Origin of the sequence: Cognatiyoonia koreensis (genome assembly GCF_900109295.1) — a bacterium.
In the GTDB taxonomy this organism is placed as follows: Bacteria; Pseudomonadota; Alphaproteobacteria; order Rhodobacterales; family Rhodobacteraceae; genus Cognatiyoonia; species Cognatiyoonia koreensis.
The window spans coordinates 17,817-32,608 of the sequence record NZ_FOIZ01000002.1; the positions used below are offsets into that span (position 1 = coordinate 17,817).

Genomic DNA, 14,792 nt, shown 5'->3' on the forward strand with positions numbered 1-14,792 from the left:
CTTTATCGTTCGCCATCCAGTAACGCAGGTCATGCCGCGCGTAAATTGCCGTTCTTGCTGTGGATCGACAGTCTAGGCTTTGTGAAACGTCAGGTAGTGCGGCGTGCGCCCTTCGCGCAGCGCTTTTTGTTCATAGCGCGTGGACAGCCAGTCGACCCAAGGATCGCGCCAGTCCGAAGGCCGTTCGGCGGACCATGTGAACCCGGCTTTCGGCACCTCTTCCAGCGTCTGGCGCACGTAATCCTGAATGTCTGTCGCGACCCGCAATTCTGCTCCAGTCGCCATGACCCGGTGTAGCGGTTCAAGGTGTTCGGGTGTCACAAAGCGCCGCCTGTGATGGCGTTTCTTTGGCCATGGATCGGGGTAGTTCAGGAACACCTTTTGCAGGCAACCATCCGGCAGCACATCGAACAGATCACGCACGTCACCCGGATGCACGCGCAGATTTGACACATCGGCCTTGCGGATTTTGCCAAGCAGCATCGCGACGCCGTTGATGTAGGGCTCGCAGCCGATGATCCCCACGTCGGGGTTGTGCGCCGCCATGAGGATCAAGTGTTCGCCACCGCCAAACCCGATTTCGAGCCAGACCGGTTTGCCGCCAAACAGCGCATCGGTGTCAAGCGCGACGCGATCGGGATTTTCTTCCCAAGTGACCGGGCCGGGCGAGAGTGCCGCGAGGTCTTCGGCCAGATAGGCTTCCTGACTTGCGCGCATCCCTTTGCCCTTGAAGCGGCCATAGAAGTTGCGCCAAGGCGCACCGGAGGGATGTTTCGTCTGTGTCATGGCCGCGCATGTAGCAACGCAATGAGCCGCGCGCAATCCGCCTAACCGCGTGCGACCAGTCGGGCAGCTTTGCCCAACCCGCCCCGATCGCCGTTGATAAGGACACCCGGTTGATCGATATCCCGCCAAACAGGTCGATTTCGGCGTCCGCAATCAGCCTGTGCACACCGTAAAGCGCAACAAGACATTGGAAAACGTTAGAGCATTTGATTTTTGCGCCGATGGGCCATCGCCAAAGATGCCAGTGCTAGACTTCTTTGCGAAGTGCTTCGACAAGATCCGTCCGCTCCCACGAAAAACCGCCGTCATCCGACGGTGCGCGTCCGAAGTGACCGTAGGCCGCTGTGCGTGCATAGATCGGACGGTTCAGGCCAAGCCGTTCGCGGATGCCGCGCGGAGTCAGGTCCATGACCGCGCCGATGGCCTTTTCAATCGCTTCGGGGCTGACTTCACCGGTTCCGTGGGTTTCGGCATAAATCGACAGCGGTTTTGCTACGCCAATCGCGTAGGACAGCTGGATCGTGCAGCGTTCGGCCATGCCCGCCGCTACGACGTTCTTTGCCAGATATCGTGCGGCATAAGCGGCAGAGCGGTCGACCTTTGTCGGGTCCTTGCCCGAAAAGGCACCGCCCCCATGTGGTGCCGCACCGCCGTATGTATCGACGATGATCTTGCGACCGGTCAGACCAGCATCGCCGTCAGGGCCGCCGATGACGAAAGTACCAGTCGGGTTGACCCACCATTCGGTGTTGGCGGTGATAAAGCCCTCCGGCAGAACTTCGCGGATGTAGGGTTCGACGATATCGCGGATATCGGCGCTGGTCTGACCAGCGTCGGAATGCTGCGTCGACAACACGATCGAAGTGGCTTCGACCGGGATGCCGTTCGCGTAGCGCAAAGATATCTGGCTTTTTGCGTCAGGCCGCAGCGTCGGTTCCTGACCGGATTTGCGCACCTCCGCCAAGCGGCGCAACACGGCGTGTGCGTACTGGATCGGTGCCGGCATCAGCGCATCGGTTTCAGTCGTGGCATACCCGAACATGATGCCCTGATCGCCGGCACCTTCTTCCTTGTCCTTGCTGGCGTTCACGCCTTGGGCAATGTGGGCGGACTGCTGATGCAAGAGGTTCGTCACCTCGCAATGGGCGTGGTGGAACTGTTTTTGTTCGTAACCGATATCCTTGATGCAGGCGCGGGCGATCCCGTCGATCTGATCCATGAACGTCGCAAGTTTGGACTGGTCTGACAGGCCGACTTCGCCGCCGATCACGACCCGATTCGTCGTGGCAAACGTCTCACACGCTACGCGGGCTTCGGGCTCTTCTGTCAGAAACGCATCAAGGACAGCGTCCGAAATACGGTCACAGACCTTGTCGGGATGCCCCTCGGAAACGGATTCCGAGGTGAAGATGTAGTCTTTGCGTGTCATGTGATGTGCTCCGTTAAGTCTGTGCGCCACGTCAGGAAGCCGTTGTGGCGGAAGTGTCCATGTGCCTTATCAGCCGCCCTGCCCGCGTCAATCGGAAACGCGACGCCCGCGCAGGAAAAGCAGCGCAAGAAGCCCGAATATCGCAACAATGGCCGGTGTATCACCGAACCGTACATATGGCGTGCTGATTGCAGCAGCCGGAAGAGCGGCGTCGAGGTAGCCTTCCTCGCCCAGTTCCATACGGGCCGTGATCCGCCCACGCGCATCTATGACTGCGCTGACACCCGTGTTCGCTACGCGCACCATCGGAAGTCCCTGCTCGATCGCGCGCAGGCGCGCCTGGGCCAAGTGTTGATAGGGACCGGGGCCCGCACCGAACCACGCGTCATTGGTGATGAGCACCATCAACTTTGGACGGATGTCCGTTGTGATTTCTTCTGCAAAAATGCCTTCGTAACAGATCAGTGGTCGTATGATGCCCACGCCCGGCACGTTGATCGTTTCGCCCAAAGTGCCGGCAGTGAAACCGAACCCTTGTGACGATGCGAATCCCGGCAATCCAAGCGTGCCGACAAGTTCGCCGCCGGGGATGAATTCGCCGAATGGCACGAGGTGTTTTTTGTCATAAAGGCCTTCGATCAGCCCCCCCCGCCCCAAAACGAAAAGGCTGTTGTGATAAATGCGGTCCTTGCTGCGTCGCTGCACACCTGCAAGCAGCGGCACGCCTTCCGCGGCCTCTGACATCTGGTCCAGCATGGGCTGCGCCCACTCTAGCAAGTCCGTGACGGATGATTCCGGCCAGACGATCAGATGCGGGCGCACGTTACCGGCGGACGTGTAGCCCAGCAGCCTTTCGAAGTGATAGTCGCGCCGCGCGATGTCCCACTTTTCGTTTTGCGGAATATTGGGCTGCACCAGTCGTACCGTTTTTTGCAGCGCCGTCGGCGCAGGCGGAGGTCCGGGATCAAGCCAGAACGCGAGGCCGACCAGCATCGCCGGAACGATCAGCGCATCCCAGTGCCGGGCCGTAAGGTGGGCAAGGGAAATAGCCGCGAGCACCGTGATCAGCGTCAGCAGATGTGGCCCGCCCACAGCAGCGATCTGGGCCAGAGACGTGTCGATCCAGATATGGCCAAGCAACGCCCATGGGAATCCAGACAGGATCAAGGACCGCGTCACTTCCGCCGCAGCGATGGACAGGCCAAGTACAAGCGGTCGGCGTGGTGCAAAGTGCTGCGCCAGCCCACCAGCCAGCGACCAGAACGCGCCGCCACCCGCGGCCATCGCCAATAAGGCAAAGGGGGCCATCCAGCCGTGTGTCTGCACATCCACCAGAAACGGTTCTACGATCCAGCGAAGCGTGAATGCAAAATAGCCAAGCCCGAAAAGCCACATTGCCCGCCAAACGCGTAGGTCTTCTGGAATGGTGCGCAGGAGCCAGAAAAGGATTGCAAGCGCCAGAACTGTCGCAAGCGGCCAGTCGATCGGTGCCTGTCCAAGCCCTGCGACCGCGCCAAGCCCGATCAGCCCAATTGCACGTACCCACCATGCGGCAGCCCAGAACGCGACCCGTGTGTCAGCCACGGCTGTCCGCGTTCATGCGCACGCGCAGCCGCTTGATCCGACGCGGATCAGCATCGAGAATTTCGAATTCGGGCCCGTCCGGGTGCGGAATGACTTCGCCACGCGCAGGAACCCGACCGGACAGCATGAACACCAGACCGCCAAGTGTGTCGACTTCTTCCTCGTCGATCTCTGCGTGTTCGGTCAGTTTCATGCCGACTTCGGATTCAAATTCCTCAAGGCTGGTCTTGGCCTGAGCCAGATAGGTTCCCGGTCCTTCGAGTACCCAGCTTTTGGCCTCTTCGACATCATGTTCATCTTCGATCGCGCCAACGACCTGTTCAATAAGGTCTTCGATGGTCAACAACCCATCGGTGCCGCCATATTCATCGATCACAAGCGCCATATGCGTGCGTTCCGTCTGCATCTTTTGCAGCAGAATGCCGAGTGGCATTGACGGGGGCACATAGATCAGATGGCGCACAAGTTCATTCAGGTCGTAGGCTGAGGCATCCCCATTGAACCCGTAACGCAAGGCAAAGTCCTTGAGGTTCACAAAACCGATCGGCGTATCAAGCGTGCCATCATAGACCGGCATCCGGGTCAGCCCGTTTTCGCGGAAGACCTGAACAAGTTCCTCTTTGCCGATGGTAATGGGAACCGCGTGAATATCCGCTTTCGGGATCATCACGTCTTCGACCCGCATGCGGCGCAGGTTCAACATTCCCAATGTCTGCGCAGCAACCGCGGACGCTGTTTCGCCGTCACGGCCGTCGTCTAGCGTATCTTCTGCGGGTGATAGCGCTTCGAGGAGCCTTCCGAAAAAGCCCTTCTGCGTGTCGTCTGTGTCGATCTCCTGCGCGCTTTGCGCCGCGTTAGAAGACCCGTCGGTCGTGTCGTCCATTCTCTCCGTTTCCTTGTGGGTGCGGACACATCAGTGCCGCTAACGTGAATATGGGTCAGAAACACCCAAATTGCCAAGAATTTCGGTTTCGAGCCCCTCCATGAGGGCTGCGTCCCCTTCGCGCATATGGTCGTAACCCAGCAGATGCAACGTGCCATGAATAATCAGATGGATCACGTGCTCTGACATCGGCTTGTTTGCGCCGAGCGCCTCGGCCTCGCAGGTGTCGAATGCAATAGCGATATCACCAAGTTCCTGATCCTGCGGCAGTGTTGGCGGCAATGGCGTTTCGCCATCGGCTGATGCGCCGCGTTCGTCGGACGGCCACGACAGCACATTCGTCGGTTGCGCCTTGGCACGAAAGTCGGTGTTCAACTGGGCGATCTTTCGGTCATCACAGGCCAGAAGGCTGATTTCAAAGGACGAGCGTTCAAGCCCGACCCGTTCCAGCGCTGCATCCGTCGCGGTTTCGGCCAGTGTCGTGATATCAATTTCGGCCCAGCGCGTGTCTTCGATCATGACCTCGACGGTCACGGTTGGTCGGCCTCGTACGCCTCGATGATGGCGGCGACAAGCGGGTGACGGACGACATCCTTGGACGTAAAGTAGTTGAAGCTGATCTTCGGAATGGATTTCAGCAAACGTTCTGCATCCCAAAGACCGGACGCGACACCGCGCGGCAGATCGATCTGCGTTCTGTCGCCCGTGATCACCATGCGTGATCCTTCGCCAAGGCGAGTGAGGAACATCTTCATCTGCATCGTCGTGGCATTCTGCGCCTCATCCAGAACGACGAAGGCGTTTGACAGTGTACGCCCGCGCATGAATGCAAGCGGGGCGATTTCGATGCGCTTTTCCTCGATCAGCTTGGCCGCCTGTTTTGCAGGAAGAAAGTCGTTCAGCGCGTCATAGAGCGGCTGCATGTAAGGATCGACCTTGTCCTTCATGTCACCGGGCAGATAGCCAAGTTTTTCACCAGCTTCGACGGCCGGACGCGACAGGATGATCCGGTCGACATGCCCGCCGATGAACATGTTCACGCCAACGGCAACGGCAAGATAGGTCTTGCCTGTGCCAGCCGGACCGATCCCGAAGGCCAGTTCGTTTTCGAACAACGATTGCACATAGCGTTTCTGTGCGTCGGTCCGCGGTTCGACCAGTTTCTTGCGGGTTTTGATTTCGACACGTGCGCCGCTGAACAGCTCTTTCTGGTCGCCTGCTTCGGGCGGGTTTTCCGGACCGGGGTTTCCCATACGCAATTCACGGTCGATGTCGCCATGATCCAGCGATTTGCCGGCTTCAAGCCGCTGGTAGAGCGACTTTAACACATCGACAGCATCCGTCCGGGCACCTTCTTCACCGATTACGGCCAGTTGGTTTCCCTTTCGCAGGATTTGAACGCCCAGCGCTGACTCGATTGCTGTCAGATTGCTGTCGTATTCACCACAAAGATCAATCAGGAGGAAATTATCAGGAAACTCAACCAGAGCTTCCGATGTTTCGGCGGTTGGGGTCAGCGCGCTAGTGGCCAATCACATCTCCTGCAGGGTTTGGTTGCTGCAATCATGGTGGACGTCTTGCATCGCGGACGCAAGATGTAGGGGGCGAATTGTTTCGAATTGGGCGCGATTTCAGCCGCGTTGCGCCTTGATGGTGAATTCCGCAGCGTCCCAATGAAAAAGGGCCGCAGCATCTGCCACAGCCCTTTCCGAAATTGGTGTCACCGCAACCTAAAGCGGATCGGCGATTGTCGTTCCTTCGCGGAACGGACCCGTTGCCGTGTTTGGCGGTGCAACACCGGAACACACCGGGCGGCCATCAGGTGTCAGGCGCTCTGACAGATAGCCTTCGATACCGTCATCAATGATCCAATGGTCACAGCCGTTCGGGTCAACCCAGACACCGGCCACGAGGTTGGACAGGTGCTTGTTGTCCTGTCCCGCATCCACGAAACGCTCAGCACCGGTGCGGTTACCACCTTCAATCGCCGTACAGGCTGTGATGCTTACACCTGCGACCACCAGTGCAGAAATCTTTAAAATGTTCATCTGTCTGGCTCCTCAGCGAATGCAGTAGATTTCGACGCGGCGGTTCTGCTGCAGCGCCTGCGCAGAGTGACCCTGCGCACGTGGCTGACGCTCACCAAAGCCTTTGACGTCAACGACGCGGACACCGGCGTCACGGGCGACGGATGCGACCATGTTGGCACGCGCTTCGGACAGACGGATATTGTATTCGTCAGAGGCGCGGCTGTCGGTGTGACCGTAAATCAGGAAGCCGAATGCGTTGGCGTTCTGGAAGAACGACATCAGTTCGGCTTTGGCCTGACGTGTGATCCAGGCTTCGTCCGTTGCGAACAATGTGTCTGTTGGAATGACCCCGCAGATTTCGCTGCGGTTGCAGACCGGGCGACCATCGCGAGTGCGGTGCGGCGACATGAAACCTTCAAAGCCGTCGTCCATAACCCAGTGTTGACACCCATCGGGGTCAATCCAGATCGTCGGTGTATATTCTTCGCCCTGGATGACACGTTCGTGTCCCTCGGCCTGGACCTGGCCAGCTGCAAGTGTCAGCGCAACGACGCCGGCAAGTGCTGCCTTGGTTTTCTGAAAGTTCATCTTAGCCACGGACAAATACCCCTTGTTCCTCACGTGCCCCACCTGTCAAAACGAGGCAGGCCAATATTTAACACACAATTGCCACATTGATAACAAGTTTGGGTAGCTTTGGAAGTGGGAATTACCACATATTGTGTCCGAGCCGGAAACAGTCAGCCTTGCCCGCCAATATTGGTTAACATATCAACCCAAATGGTCTTCCCCGGCGTCAGTCCGGCTTTGCGCTCGGGTTTACTGAATACATTGTCCTGCAAGCGAATTCGGGCTGTTTGCAATGATTCTGACCGGCACGACCTGCCCGATCAGCGATGCAGGGGCGTCCGCATAGACCGCGTGCAGATACTCGGACTTTCCGATCAACTGGCCCTCTTGCCGACCGGTCTTTTCGAATAGCACGCGCACCTCACGACCGACCATTGTCTCCTGCACAGCCCGCTGTTGCGTGGACAAGAGCGCCTGCAGGTTAGCCAGCCGTTCGGTTTTCAAGGCCTCGGCCACCTGCGCGCGTTCGGCCGCAGGCGTACCGGGGCGGGTCGAATACTTGAATGAATACGCCTGCCCGTAGTTCACTTCTCGGATGAGATTCATCGTATCTTCGAAGTCCTGATCCGTCTCTCCCGGGAAGCCGACGATGAAATCACCCGACAACAAAAGATCAGGTCGCGCTTCGCGGATGCGTTCGATCAGGCGAATGTAGCTTTCAGCCGTGTGCTTGCGGTTCATCGCTTTCAGGATTGCGTCAGATCCGGATTGCACAGGCAGGTGCAGGTAGGGCATGAGCTTTGTGCACGTGCCATGCGCTTCGATGAGCGCGTCGTCCATATCGTTTGGGTGGGACGTCGTGAAGCGGATCCGTGCGAGCCCGTCAATCTTGTCGAGCGCCCAGATCAGGCCTGCCAGCCCCTTTTCATGCCCGTGATATGCGTTGACGTTCTGGCCCAGCAACGTGATTTCGCGCACGCCCGCATCGACAAGCTCTTGCGCTTCTTTCAAGACCTGTGCGGCGGGGCGACTGACCTCTGCACCGCGCGTATAGGGCACGACGCAGAAGGCGCAAAACTTGTCACATCCTTCCTGAACCGTCAGAAATGCGGTTGGTCCGCGCTTGGTTTTCGCGCGTTTGGTCAATGTGTCGAACTTGTCGTCCTCGGGGAAATCGGTGTCGAGCGCTTTGGCACCCTGCTGCACTGCCTTTTCCATCGCGGGCAGGCGGTGGTAGCTTTGCGGACCAACCACCAGATCGACCAGCGGCTGACGGCGCATGATTTCTTCGCCCTCGGCCTGTGCCACACAACCGGCCACGCCGATTTTCAGATTGGGGTTTTCGGCTTTCAGGTCTTTGAAGCGTCCCAGTTCGGAATAGACCTTTTCCGCAGCCTTTTCGCGAATGTGACAGGTATTCAGCAGGATCATGTCGGCATCATCCGCCGATTTCGTTTCGACATACCCCTCGCCACCAAGCGCTTCGACCATACGCTCACTGTCGTAGACGTTCATCTGGCAGCCGTAAGTCTTGATGAACAGCTTCTTGGGAGTCGTCATGAGATGGCACCAATCGTGGGGGGTAAGACGGCGGGGTTCTAACTTGCGGGCTGCAGGCTTGCAATGGGGGCCGAATTGGCCGACATCTAAGCCCGCGCAACGAAAGTCTGTCCTGATGGTTTATACCTCTCTCCAACAGTTTCTGGGAACAGGAAAATCTGTCGTGGCGAACGGCCCGATCGGACTGATCTTGCTGGAAGACGCTGTAGAGGCGGATTCGACTGTGCGCCATCATCTGGATAGCGGTTTCGAGACGGTCATCGTGTTTGGTAGCGCAGAGATTGCGCTGGCAGAGGATGTGGCCAGTCGCGTGCACCGCGTGCATCATGACATGCTTTCCGACGATGCGCTGACCGACATCGTGAACGGAGTCATCAGGTTGGCACCCGGTCAGTGGATTTATTACTGCTACAATACCGAATATCTGTTCTTTCCGTTCTGCGAACATCGCACCGTCGGGGAAATGGCGACGTTCAGCCTAGAAGAACGCCGCAGCAGTATCCTGACCTATGTGATCGACCTTTACGCAGGTGATCTGGAGGCGCATCCGAATGCCGTCGCGCTTGAAGATGCGTATCTCGACAAATCCGGCTATTACGCGCTGGCGCGCAAGAACAGCGACAACGAATTCGCGGACCGGCAGCTGGATTTCTTTGGCGGCTTGCGCTGGCGGTTCGAAGAACACATCCCGATGCCCCGGCGCCGGATTGATCGTGTGTCGATATTCCGCGCAACCACAGGCTTGGAAATGCGGGCCGATCACACGTTCAATGATCCTGAGTACAACACTTACGCCTGCCCTTGGCATCATAGCCTGACTGCTGCGCTGTGTTCGTTCCGCACAGCCAAGGCATTGAAGCGCAATCCGGGCAGCGGTTACCAGATCAGTTCATTCAAGTGGCACAACTCGGCCCCGTTCGAATGGCGGTCGCAACAATTGCTAGACCTTGGCCTGATGGAGCCGGGGCAGTGGTTCTGACCTCATTGCGCGTCCGTTTCGCTTAACGCGGCCTTAACCATCCCTGTGATTGGCTCGGGGCATGAGCGAACCCCGAACAAACCAACCGACAGCAGCCACCTATTTCTTTTCCGTACATCTGCTGGATCCACGGGCAGACACGCTGATCCGCGAAATAGATGTCTTGCGACAGGCCGTCCGTATCGCACGCAAACGCTGGCCCTTTGTCATCGATGCGGCGGTGGTCCTACCAAATCAGACCCATATGATCTGGACCCTGCCGACCGGTGATCTGGATTATGCAAAACGTTGGCGGCTTATCAAATCAGTTTTTTCGCGTCATGTGGACGGGCCCGCCCATCGCAGCGCCGCGCAAATCAAGCGCAAGGACAAAGGAATTTGGCAGCGCAGGTTCTGGGACCATCGCATTCGCGACGGGCAGGATTTCGACTTACATATGGAACTGATTCGCCGGGCACCCGCGGACAAGGGTCTTGTCAAGCATGCAGCGGATTGGCCCTATTCATCGTTCAGTCGCCACAGGAGGCCGTCGAAACGCACGATCGACGTGGCCTAGCTGCGGATGCGGGCCTCTGTTTCCGCATCGAACAGGTACAGCCGCTTGGGTTCGAAGGACAACCCGACCCGTTCGCCTTCGCGCACGCGGTCATCGCCACGTTCCTCTACGACGATCCGCTCGCCAGTCGGCGCTTCAAGATAGGCGTATGACACACCACCGAGACTTTCGGTCAAATCAACGCGCAGAACATCACCGGCGGGGTCAATCACGAGGTGTTCGGGGCGCAATCCGGCGCTGACCTTGCGGCCTTTGTAGGCCGTGGCGATTGTCGCGGGCACGGATTGCCCGATGCCAGGAATATCGATGCTGCCTTCCCCGACAGTGCCTTGAACGAAATTCATCGCGGGCGAACCAATGAATCCGGCAACAAACTTGTTATCCGGATCGCGGTAGAGGTCCATCGGTGCCCCGACCTGTTCGATCACACCTTTGCGCAGTACCACGATCTTGTCGGCCAGCGTCATCGCCTCGACCTGATCGTGTGTCACGTAAATCATGGTTGCGCCGATTTCCTTGTGCAAACGCGCGATTTCGACGCGCATTTCGACCCGCAATTCGGCATCAAGGTTGGACAAAGGTTCGTCAAACAGGAACACATCTGGGCCGCGCACAATGGCCCGCCCGATCGACACACGCTGACGCTGGCCACCCGAGAGCGCGGCGGGTTTGCGTTCGAGGTATTCTTCCAGCTTGAGAATGCGGGTCGCCTCCGCGACCTTTTCAGCGATCTCTGCTTTGGGATAGCCGTTCATCTTGAGGCCAAATCCCATGTTTTCGCGCACGGTCATGTGCGGATACAGCGCGTAGGTCTGGAACACCATCGCGACGCCACGCTCTGACGGATCCATGCGTGTCACATCCCGCGACCCGATGTGCATCTCGCCTTCAGTCGTTTCTTCCAGACCGGCCACCATGCGCAACAGGGTGGATTTCCCGCAACCGGACGGGCCGACAAAAACACAGAATTCGCCGTCTTCGATCTTCAGGTCGATCCCGTGGATCACCTGCGTGTCACCATATCGCTTGATGACGTTCTTCATTGTGACACCGGACATGATTCAGATCCCTGTAGTTGTTTTTTGAGAATGATGGTCCGGAAAGGACCACCGTTTGGCGGCTTGGGCGATCGCGTTTGTGGCCTTGCGCAAATGCGGGACCTGCTGTTCCAGCCCAGCAAGGTTGGTGTGCTGCGTCGTGCTTGTCACCGAAAGCGCGCCAAGCACACGGCCGCTTTCGCTCAGGATCGGCATGGCGACACAGATGATGCCGGGTTCATGTTCCTCGCGGTCGAACCCGTATCCGTTGGCACGGATATCGACCAATTCCTCCTGCAAGGCATCGGCCGTGGCCAGCGTGGTTGGCGTAAAGACATGAAACGACTGCTGACCGATCACGTCCGCAGCCTCATCTTCGGGCAGGAAGGCGATCATCGCTTTGCCGACGCCAGTGCAGTAGGCAGGGCCGATTTTGCCTGCCTGGCTGTACATTTCGACCGGCTGGCGGGCATTTCGTTTGTCAAGATAAAGGACCTGCGCGCTATCAAGCTGTGCAAGATGGACAGTTTCCCCGGTTGCTTCGCTGAGCAATTGCACATGCGGGCTGGCCACTTGGGCAAGGGTAGACTGCGACCACGCGGCATGGGCAAATTTCATCAAGCGCGCGCCTGGCGAATACGTGTTGCGATCCGGGTCAAAGGCCAGCATCCCCTGGCTCGTCAGTGTTTGTAAGAGCCGGTAGAGCGTGGGTTTGGGAAAGTTGCTGTCGGCCAGAAGTTCTGCAAACCGCACGGGGCGACCGAACTCGGCGACCTGATCCAGGACCTCCAGAGCCTTTCCGACCGTGCCGTCGCCAGCGCCGCGTGCCATGCTGTTCCTCCCCGCCCCGTTTCAATCGTTCATTGCGCGTTTGAGCGGCGCGATTAAACTTCGAGGCATGTTGACATTCTTAGGCGAGTCGCGCTTTAGTATCAACATCCAAAACCAAGTTTCACATAATGAGACTTCCGAGAGAATATTCGGGTGGGCTTGGTTACACTATGGAAGCACCTAGGGAGGACAACATGCATTCCATTCTCAAGACGTCGTTCGCGGCGATTGTTGCTGCTGGCGTAGCGACATCTGCAGCTGCTGAAGGGCACAGCCTTTCTGGCGAACTGCGCATTATTTCCGACATGTCGAACCCTGCACCGCGGGCCGTCATGGAAAAACTGGCTGCCGACTTTGATGCGATGCATCCGGAGCTGACAGTTGACCTGACAATCGTTGACCGTGAAGCGTGGAAGACGCAAATCCGCAACGCACTGAGCGCGAACCCGCCAGACGTGGTGAACTGGTATGCCGCTACACGCATGTCACCGTATGTGGATGCTGGTCTGTTCATGGATGTTTCCGATCTTTGGGAAGATCCTGCCATGGCTGATCTTGCCTCGACCAAGGGTGCAATGACCCTTGATGGCAAGCAGTGGGGCGTGCCTTACACGTACTACCAGTGGGGCGTCTATTACCGCAAAGACATCTACGAAGAGCTGGGCCTTGCCGAGCCAACCACATGGGAAGAAGAGCTGGCAAACTGCCAGGCCATCCTCGACTCTGGCCGCAAGTGCTACACGATCGGTTCCAAGTTCCTTTGGACAGCCGGTGGTTGGTTTGACTACATCAACAGCCGCACGAACGGGTATGATTTCCATATCCAGCTGGCCAATGGTGAAGTTCCGTGGACCGATGACCGCGTGCGTCAGACATTCGCCAACTGGCGTCAGCTGATCGACATGGGTGCCTTCATCGACGACCACCAGTCCTACAGCTGGCAGGAAGCGATGCCATTCATGGTTGACGGCGAAGCGGCCGCCTATCTGATGGGTAACTTCTCTGTCGCGGCGTTCCGTGATGGTGGTCTGACCGATGATCAGCTGGACTTCTACCAGTTCCCAACGATCAACCCTGATGTTGCACCTGCAGAAGATGCGCCTACAGATACGTTCCATATCGCTTCTGGCGCACAGAACGTCGATGCGGCAAAGGCATTCCTGCTTTATGTGACGTCGCCTGAAGTTCAGTCAGAGATCAACAACGGCGACAATCTCGGGCAGTTGCCTGTGAACGCCCAAGCCTCCGTTTCTGATGACAAGTTCATTCAGGAAGGCTTTGAGATGCTGTCAAACAACGCAACCGGCGGCATTATGCAGTTCTTTGACCGTGACTTCCCCGCCGAAATGGCGTCGGTTGGCATGGAAGGTCTGCAGGAATTCATGGTGTTCCCGGACAATCTGGAAGACATCCTGACACGCCTCGAAGAGACACGTCAGCGCGTTTACTAAGACACGCATGCCAGGCTGGCTTTGGCCCGCCTGGCATCAAATCCCGCCCTGTTAATCAGGGCAGGATACACGCCCAGGACCCACAACGCATCCGCAAGAACCCTTTGGTTTTTTCGCATGTGTTGACACCGGAAAGGCAAAGCCATGGCCGTCTTGACAACAAATGCCCCTGCAACACGCGGTTGGTACAAGCGCAACGAGATTGCGATTACGCCGTGGCTGTTCCTTCTCCCGGCCGTGCTGTTTTTTGCATTCTACGTCATCATACCGATCGGTCAGTCCTTCTGGATCAGTTTCCACCAGTGGGACGGGCTTGGCGAAAAGACCTGGGTCGGCACAGCAAATTATGAACGCTTGCTTGGGATAGGCGACCAGAACATGGATCGCAAATTTCAGGTATCTTTCTGGAACAACATCAGGTGGCTGGTCCTGTACCTTCTGGCCATTCCGATGGGTCTGTTCATCGCCTTGTTCCTGAACCAGAAAGTCTTTGGTATCCGGCTTTACAAGTCGCTTTTCTTCTTTCCGTTTGTGATTTCGCAGGTCGTTGTCGGCCTTGTTTTCAGCTGGTTCTACCTGCCGAACAACGGTGCCTTCGACCAGATTGTCGGCCTTGTCGGAATCGACATCAGCGGCGGCGTGCTCGGCAATCCTAATACGGCAACCTACGGAATCATTGCCGCAGGTCTGTGGCCACAAACAGCGTACTGCATGATCCTTTACCTGACCGGCCTAAACGCTGTTGACCCCGAACAGGTCGAAGCGGCACGTCTGGACGGGGCAAAGGGCTGGCGGATGCTGTGGTTTGTCATCCTGCCGCAACTCAAACCCGCCACCTTCATTGCATTTGTGGTGACGATCATTGGTGCGCTGCGGTCATTTGACTTTATCGCGGTCATGACGAACGGCGGCCCGTTCGGATCGACACGTGTGCTGTCATTCTACATGTTCGAGGAAAGCCTTTCCGAATTCGGCTTCCGCATGGGCTATGGCGCGGCCATCGCTGTGGTTCTTTTCTTCATCATGCTCGGCTTCATCGCTTACTTTCTGTATTCGATGTGGCGTGACGAGCAGGCCGCGCGTTAAGGGGGGCCGG

Annotated in this window: 15 protein-coding genes and 1 riboswitch; of the genes, 4 read left to right on the plus strand and 11 right to left on the minus strand. The window is 57.6% G+C overall.

Going from position 1 to position 14,792, the window contains the following annotated elements:
• Positions 1–72: 72 nt before the first annotated feature.
• The 9 genes from trmB to miaB form a co-directional block, all read right to left on the minus strand.
• Positions 73–786, minus strand: a complete 714-nt coding sequence (gene trmB / locus BMY44_RS11805) for a tRNA (guanosine(46)-N7)-methyltransferase TrmB (protein WP_089994974.1) — start codon at positions 784–786, stop codon at positions 73–75.
• A gap of 247 nt (positions 787–1,033) precedes the next feature.
• On the minus strand, positions 1,034–2,215 hold the full coding sequence (gene metK / locus BMY44_RS11810; protein ID WP_089994977.1) for a methionine adenosyltransferase: 1,182 nt from the start codon (positions 2,213–2,215) through the stop codon (positions 1,034–1,036).
• A gap of 6 nt (positions 2,216–2,221) precedes the next feature.
• A riboswitch (SAM-SAH riboswitch) is annotated at positions 2,222–2,269 on the minus strand.
• Positions 2,270–2,302: 33 nt separating this feature from the next.
• The gene (gene lnt / locus BMY44_RS11815; RefSeq protein WP_089994980.1) at positions 2,303–3,799 is read right to left on the minus strand and encodes an apolipoprotein N-acyltransferase; all 1,497 of its coding nucleotides are present in this window, start codon (positions 3,797–3,799) and stop codon (positions 2,303–2,305) included.
• The gene (locus tag BMY44_RS11820) at positions 3,792–4,682 is read right to left on the minus strand and encodes a hemolysin family protein (RefSeq protein WP_089994983.1); all 891 of its coding nucleotides are present in this window, start codon (positions 4,680–4,682) and stop codon (positions 3,792–3,794) included. The genes lnt and BMY44_RS11820 overlap by 8 nt, the downstream gene beginning before the upstream one ends.
• A 39-nt stretch (positions 4,683–4,721) precedes the next feature.
• Positions 4,722–5,216: an rRNA maturation RNase YbeY gene (gene ybeY, locus BMY44_RS11825; RefSeq protein WP_207510544.1), complete on the minus strand. Its 495-nt coding sequence runs from the start codon at positions 5,214–5,216 to the stop codon at positions 4,722–4,724.
• Positions 5,213–6,214, minus strand: a complete 1,002-nt coding sequence (locus BMY44_RS11830) for a PhoH family protein (protein ID WP_089994986.1) — start codon at positions 6,212–6,214, stop codon at positions 5,213–5,215. The genes ybeY and BMY44_RS11830 overlap by 4 nt, the downstream gene beginning before the upstream one ends.
• A gap of 198 nt (positions 6,215–6,412) precedes the next feature.
• Positions 6,413–6,730, minus strand: a complete 318-nt coding sequence (locus tag BMY44_RS11835) for a hypothetical protein (protein ID WP_089994989.1) — start codon at positions 6,728–6,730, stop codon at positions 6,413–6,415.
• Between the two features lie 12 nt (positions 6,731–6,742).
• Positions 6,743–7,300, minus strand: coding sequence for an OmpA family protein (locus BMY44_RS11840; protein ID WP_089994992.1), 558 nt, complete (start codon positions 7,298–7,300; stop codon positions 6,743–6,745).
• A gap of 231 nt (positions 7,301–7,531) precedes the next feature.
• Positions 7,532–8,842 carry a tRNA (N6-isopentenyl adenosine(37)-C2)-methylthiotransferase MiaB gene (gene miaB / locus BMY44_RS11845; protein WP_089994996.1) on the minus strand — a complete coding sequence of 437 codons (1,311 nt, stop codon included), beginning with the start codon at positions 8,840–8,842 and terminating at the stop codon, positions 7,532–7,534.
• A gap of 115 nt (positions 8,843–8,957) precedes the next feature.
• Between miaB and BMY44_RS11850 the strand changes: the two genes are divergently transcribed.
• Together BMY44_RS11850 and BMY44_RS11855 are read left to right on the plus strand one after the other, a co-directional pair.
• A complete protein-coding gene (locus BMY44_RS11850) occupies positions 8,958–9,821 on the plus strand; it encodes a glycosyltransferase family protein (RefSeq protein ID WP_089994999.1) in 864 nt (287 codons plus the stop codon).
• A 61-nt stretch (positions 9,822–9,882) separates the two neighbouring features.
• Entirely contained in the window at positions 9,883–10,377 is a 495-nt protein-coding gene (locus tag BMY44_RS11855) for an REP-associated tyrosine transposase (protein ID WP_089995002.1), read from the plus strand.
• Here BMY44_RS11855 and BMY44_RS11860 read toward each other — a convergent pair.
• Both BMY44_RS11860 and BMY44_RS11865 read right to left on the minus strand, forming a co-directional pair.
• Entirely contained in the window at positions 10,374–11,435 is a 1,062-nt protein-coding gene (locus BMY44_RS11860) for an ABC transporter ATP-binding protein (protein ID WP_089995005.1), read from the minus strand. The two genes, BMY44_RS11855 and BMY44_RS11860, sit on opposite strands and share 4 nt — an antisense overlap.
• A 3-nt stretch (positions 11,436–11,438) precedes the next feature.
• On the minus strand, positions 11,439–12,245 hold the full coding sequence (locus tag BMY44_RS11865; RefSeq protein ID WP_089995008.1) for an IclR family transcriptional regulator: 807 nt from the start codon (positions 12,243–12,245) through the stop codon (positions 11,439–11,441).
• Between the two features lie 194 nt (positions 12,246–12,439).
• On the opposite strand from BMY44_RS11865, the gene BMY44_RS11870 reads away from it, so the two are divergent.
• Both BMY44_RS11870 and BMY44_RS11875 read left to right on the plus strand, forming a co-directional pair.
• Positions 12,440–13,696, plus strand: a complete 1,257-nt coding sequence (locus BMY44_RS11870) for an ABC transporter substrate-binding protein (RefSeq protein ID WP_089995011.1) — start codon at positions 12,440–12,442, stop codon at positions 13,694–13,696.
• Between the two features lie 144 nt (positions 13,697–13,840).
• Positions 13,841–14,782 carry a carbohydrate ABC transporter permease gene (locus BMY44_RS11875; protein WP_089995014.1) on the plus strand — a complete coding sequence of 314 codons (942 nt, stop codon included), beginning with the start codon at positions 13,841–13,843 and terminating at the stop codon, positions 14,780–14,782.
• Positions 14,783–14,792: the final 10 nt, after the last annotated feature.

Bases quoted from the DNA above. Each gene is read 5' to 3' on its own strand.
- BMY44_RS11840 (WP_089994992.1), bottom strand. From the start codon at position 7,300: ATGAACTTTCAGAAAACCAAGGCAGCACTTGCCGGCGTCGTTGCGCTG.
- BMY44_RS11820 (WP_089994983.1), bottom strand. From the start codon at position 4,682: ATGGACGACACGACCGACGGGTCTTCTAACGCGGCGCAAAGCGCGCAG.
- metK (WP_089994977.1), bottom strand. From the start codon at position 2,215: ATGACACGCAAAGACTACATCTTCACCTCGGAATCCGTTTCCGAGGGG.
- BMY44_RS11875 (WP_089995014.1), top strand. From the start codon at position 13,841: ATGGCCGTCTTGACAACAAATGCCCCTGCAACACGCGGTTGGTACAAG.
- BMY44_RS11870 (WP_089995011.1), top strand. From the start codon at position 12,440: ATGCATTCCATTCTCAAGACGTCGTTCGCGGCGATTGTTGCTGCTGGC.
- miaB (WP_089994996.1), bottom strand. From the start codon at position 8,842: ATGACGACTCCCAAGAAGCTGTTCATCAAGACTTACGGCTGCCAGATG.
- BMY44_RS11850 (WP_089994999.1), top strand. From the start codon at position 8,958: ATGGTTTATACCTCTCTCCAACAGTTTCTGGGAACAGGAAAATCTGTC.
- BMY44_RS11855 (WP_089995002.1), top strand. From the start codon at position 9,883: ATGAGCGAACCCCGAACAAACCAACCGACAGCAGCCACCTATTTCTTT.
- BMY44_RS11835 (WP_089994989.1), bottom strand. From the start codon at position 6,730: ATGAACATTTTAAAGATTTCTGCACTGGTGGTCGCAGGTGTAAGCATC.
- BMY44_RS11865 (WP_089995008.1), bottom strand. From the start codon at position 12,245: ATGGCACGCGGCGCTGGCGACGGCACGGTCGGAAAGGCTCTGGAGGTC.
- BMY44_RS11860 (WP_089995005.1), bottom strand. From the start codon at position 11,435: ATGTCCGGTGTCACAATGAAGAACGTCATCAAGCGATATGGTGACACG.
- trmB (WP_089994974.1), bottom strand. From the start codon at position 786: ATGACACAGACGAAACATCCCTCCGGTGCGCCTTGGCGCAACTTCTAT.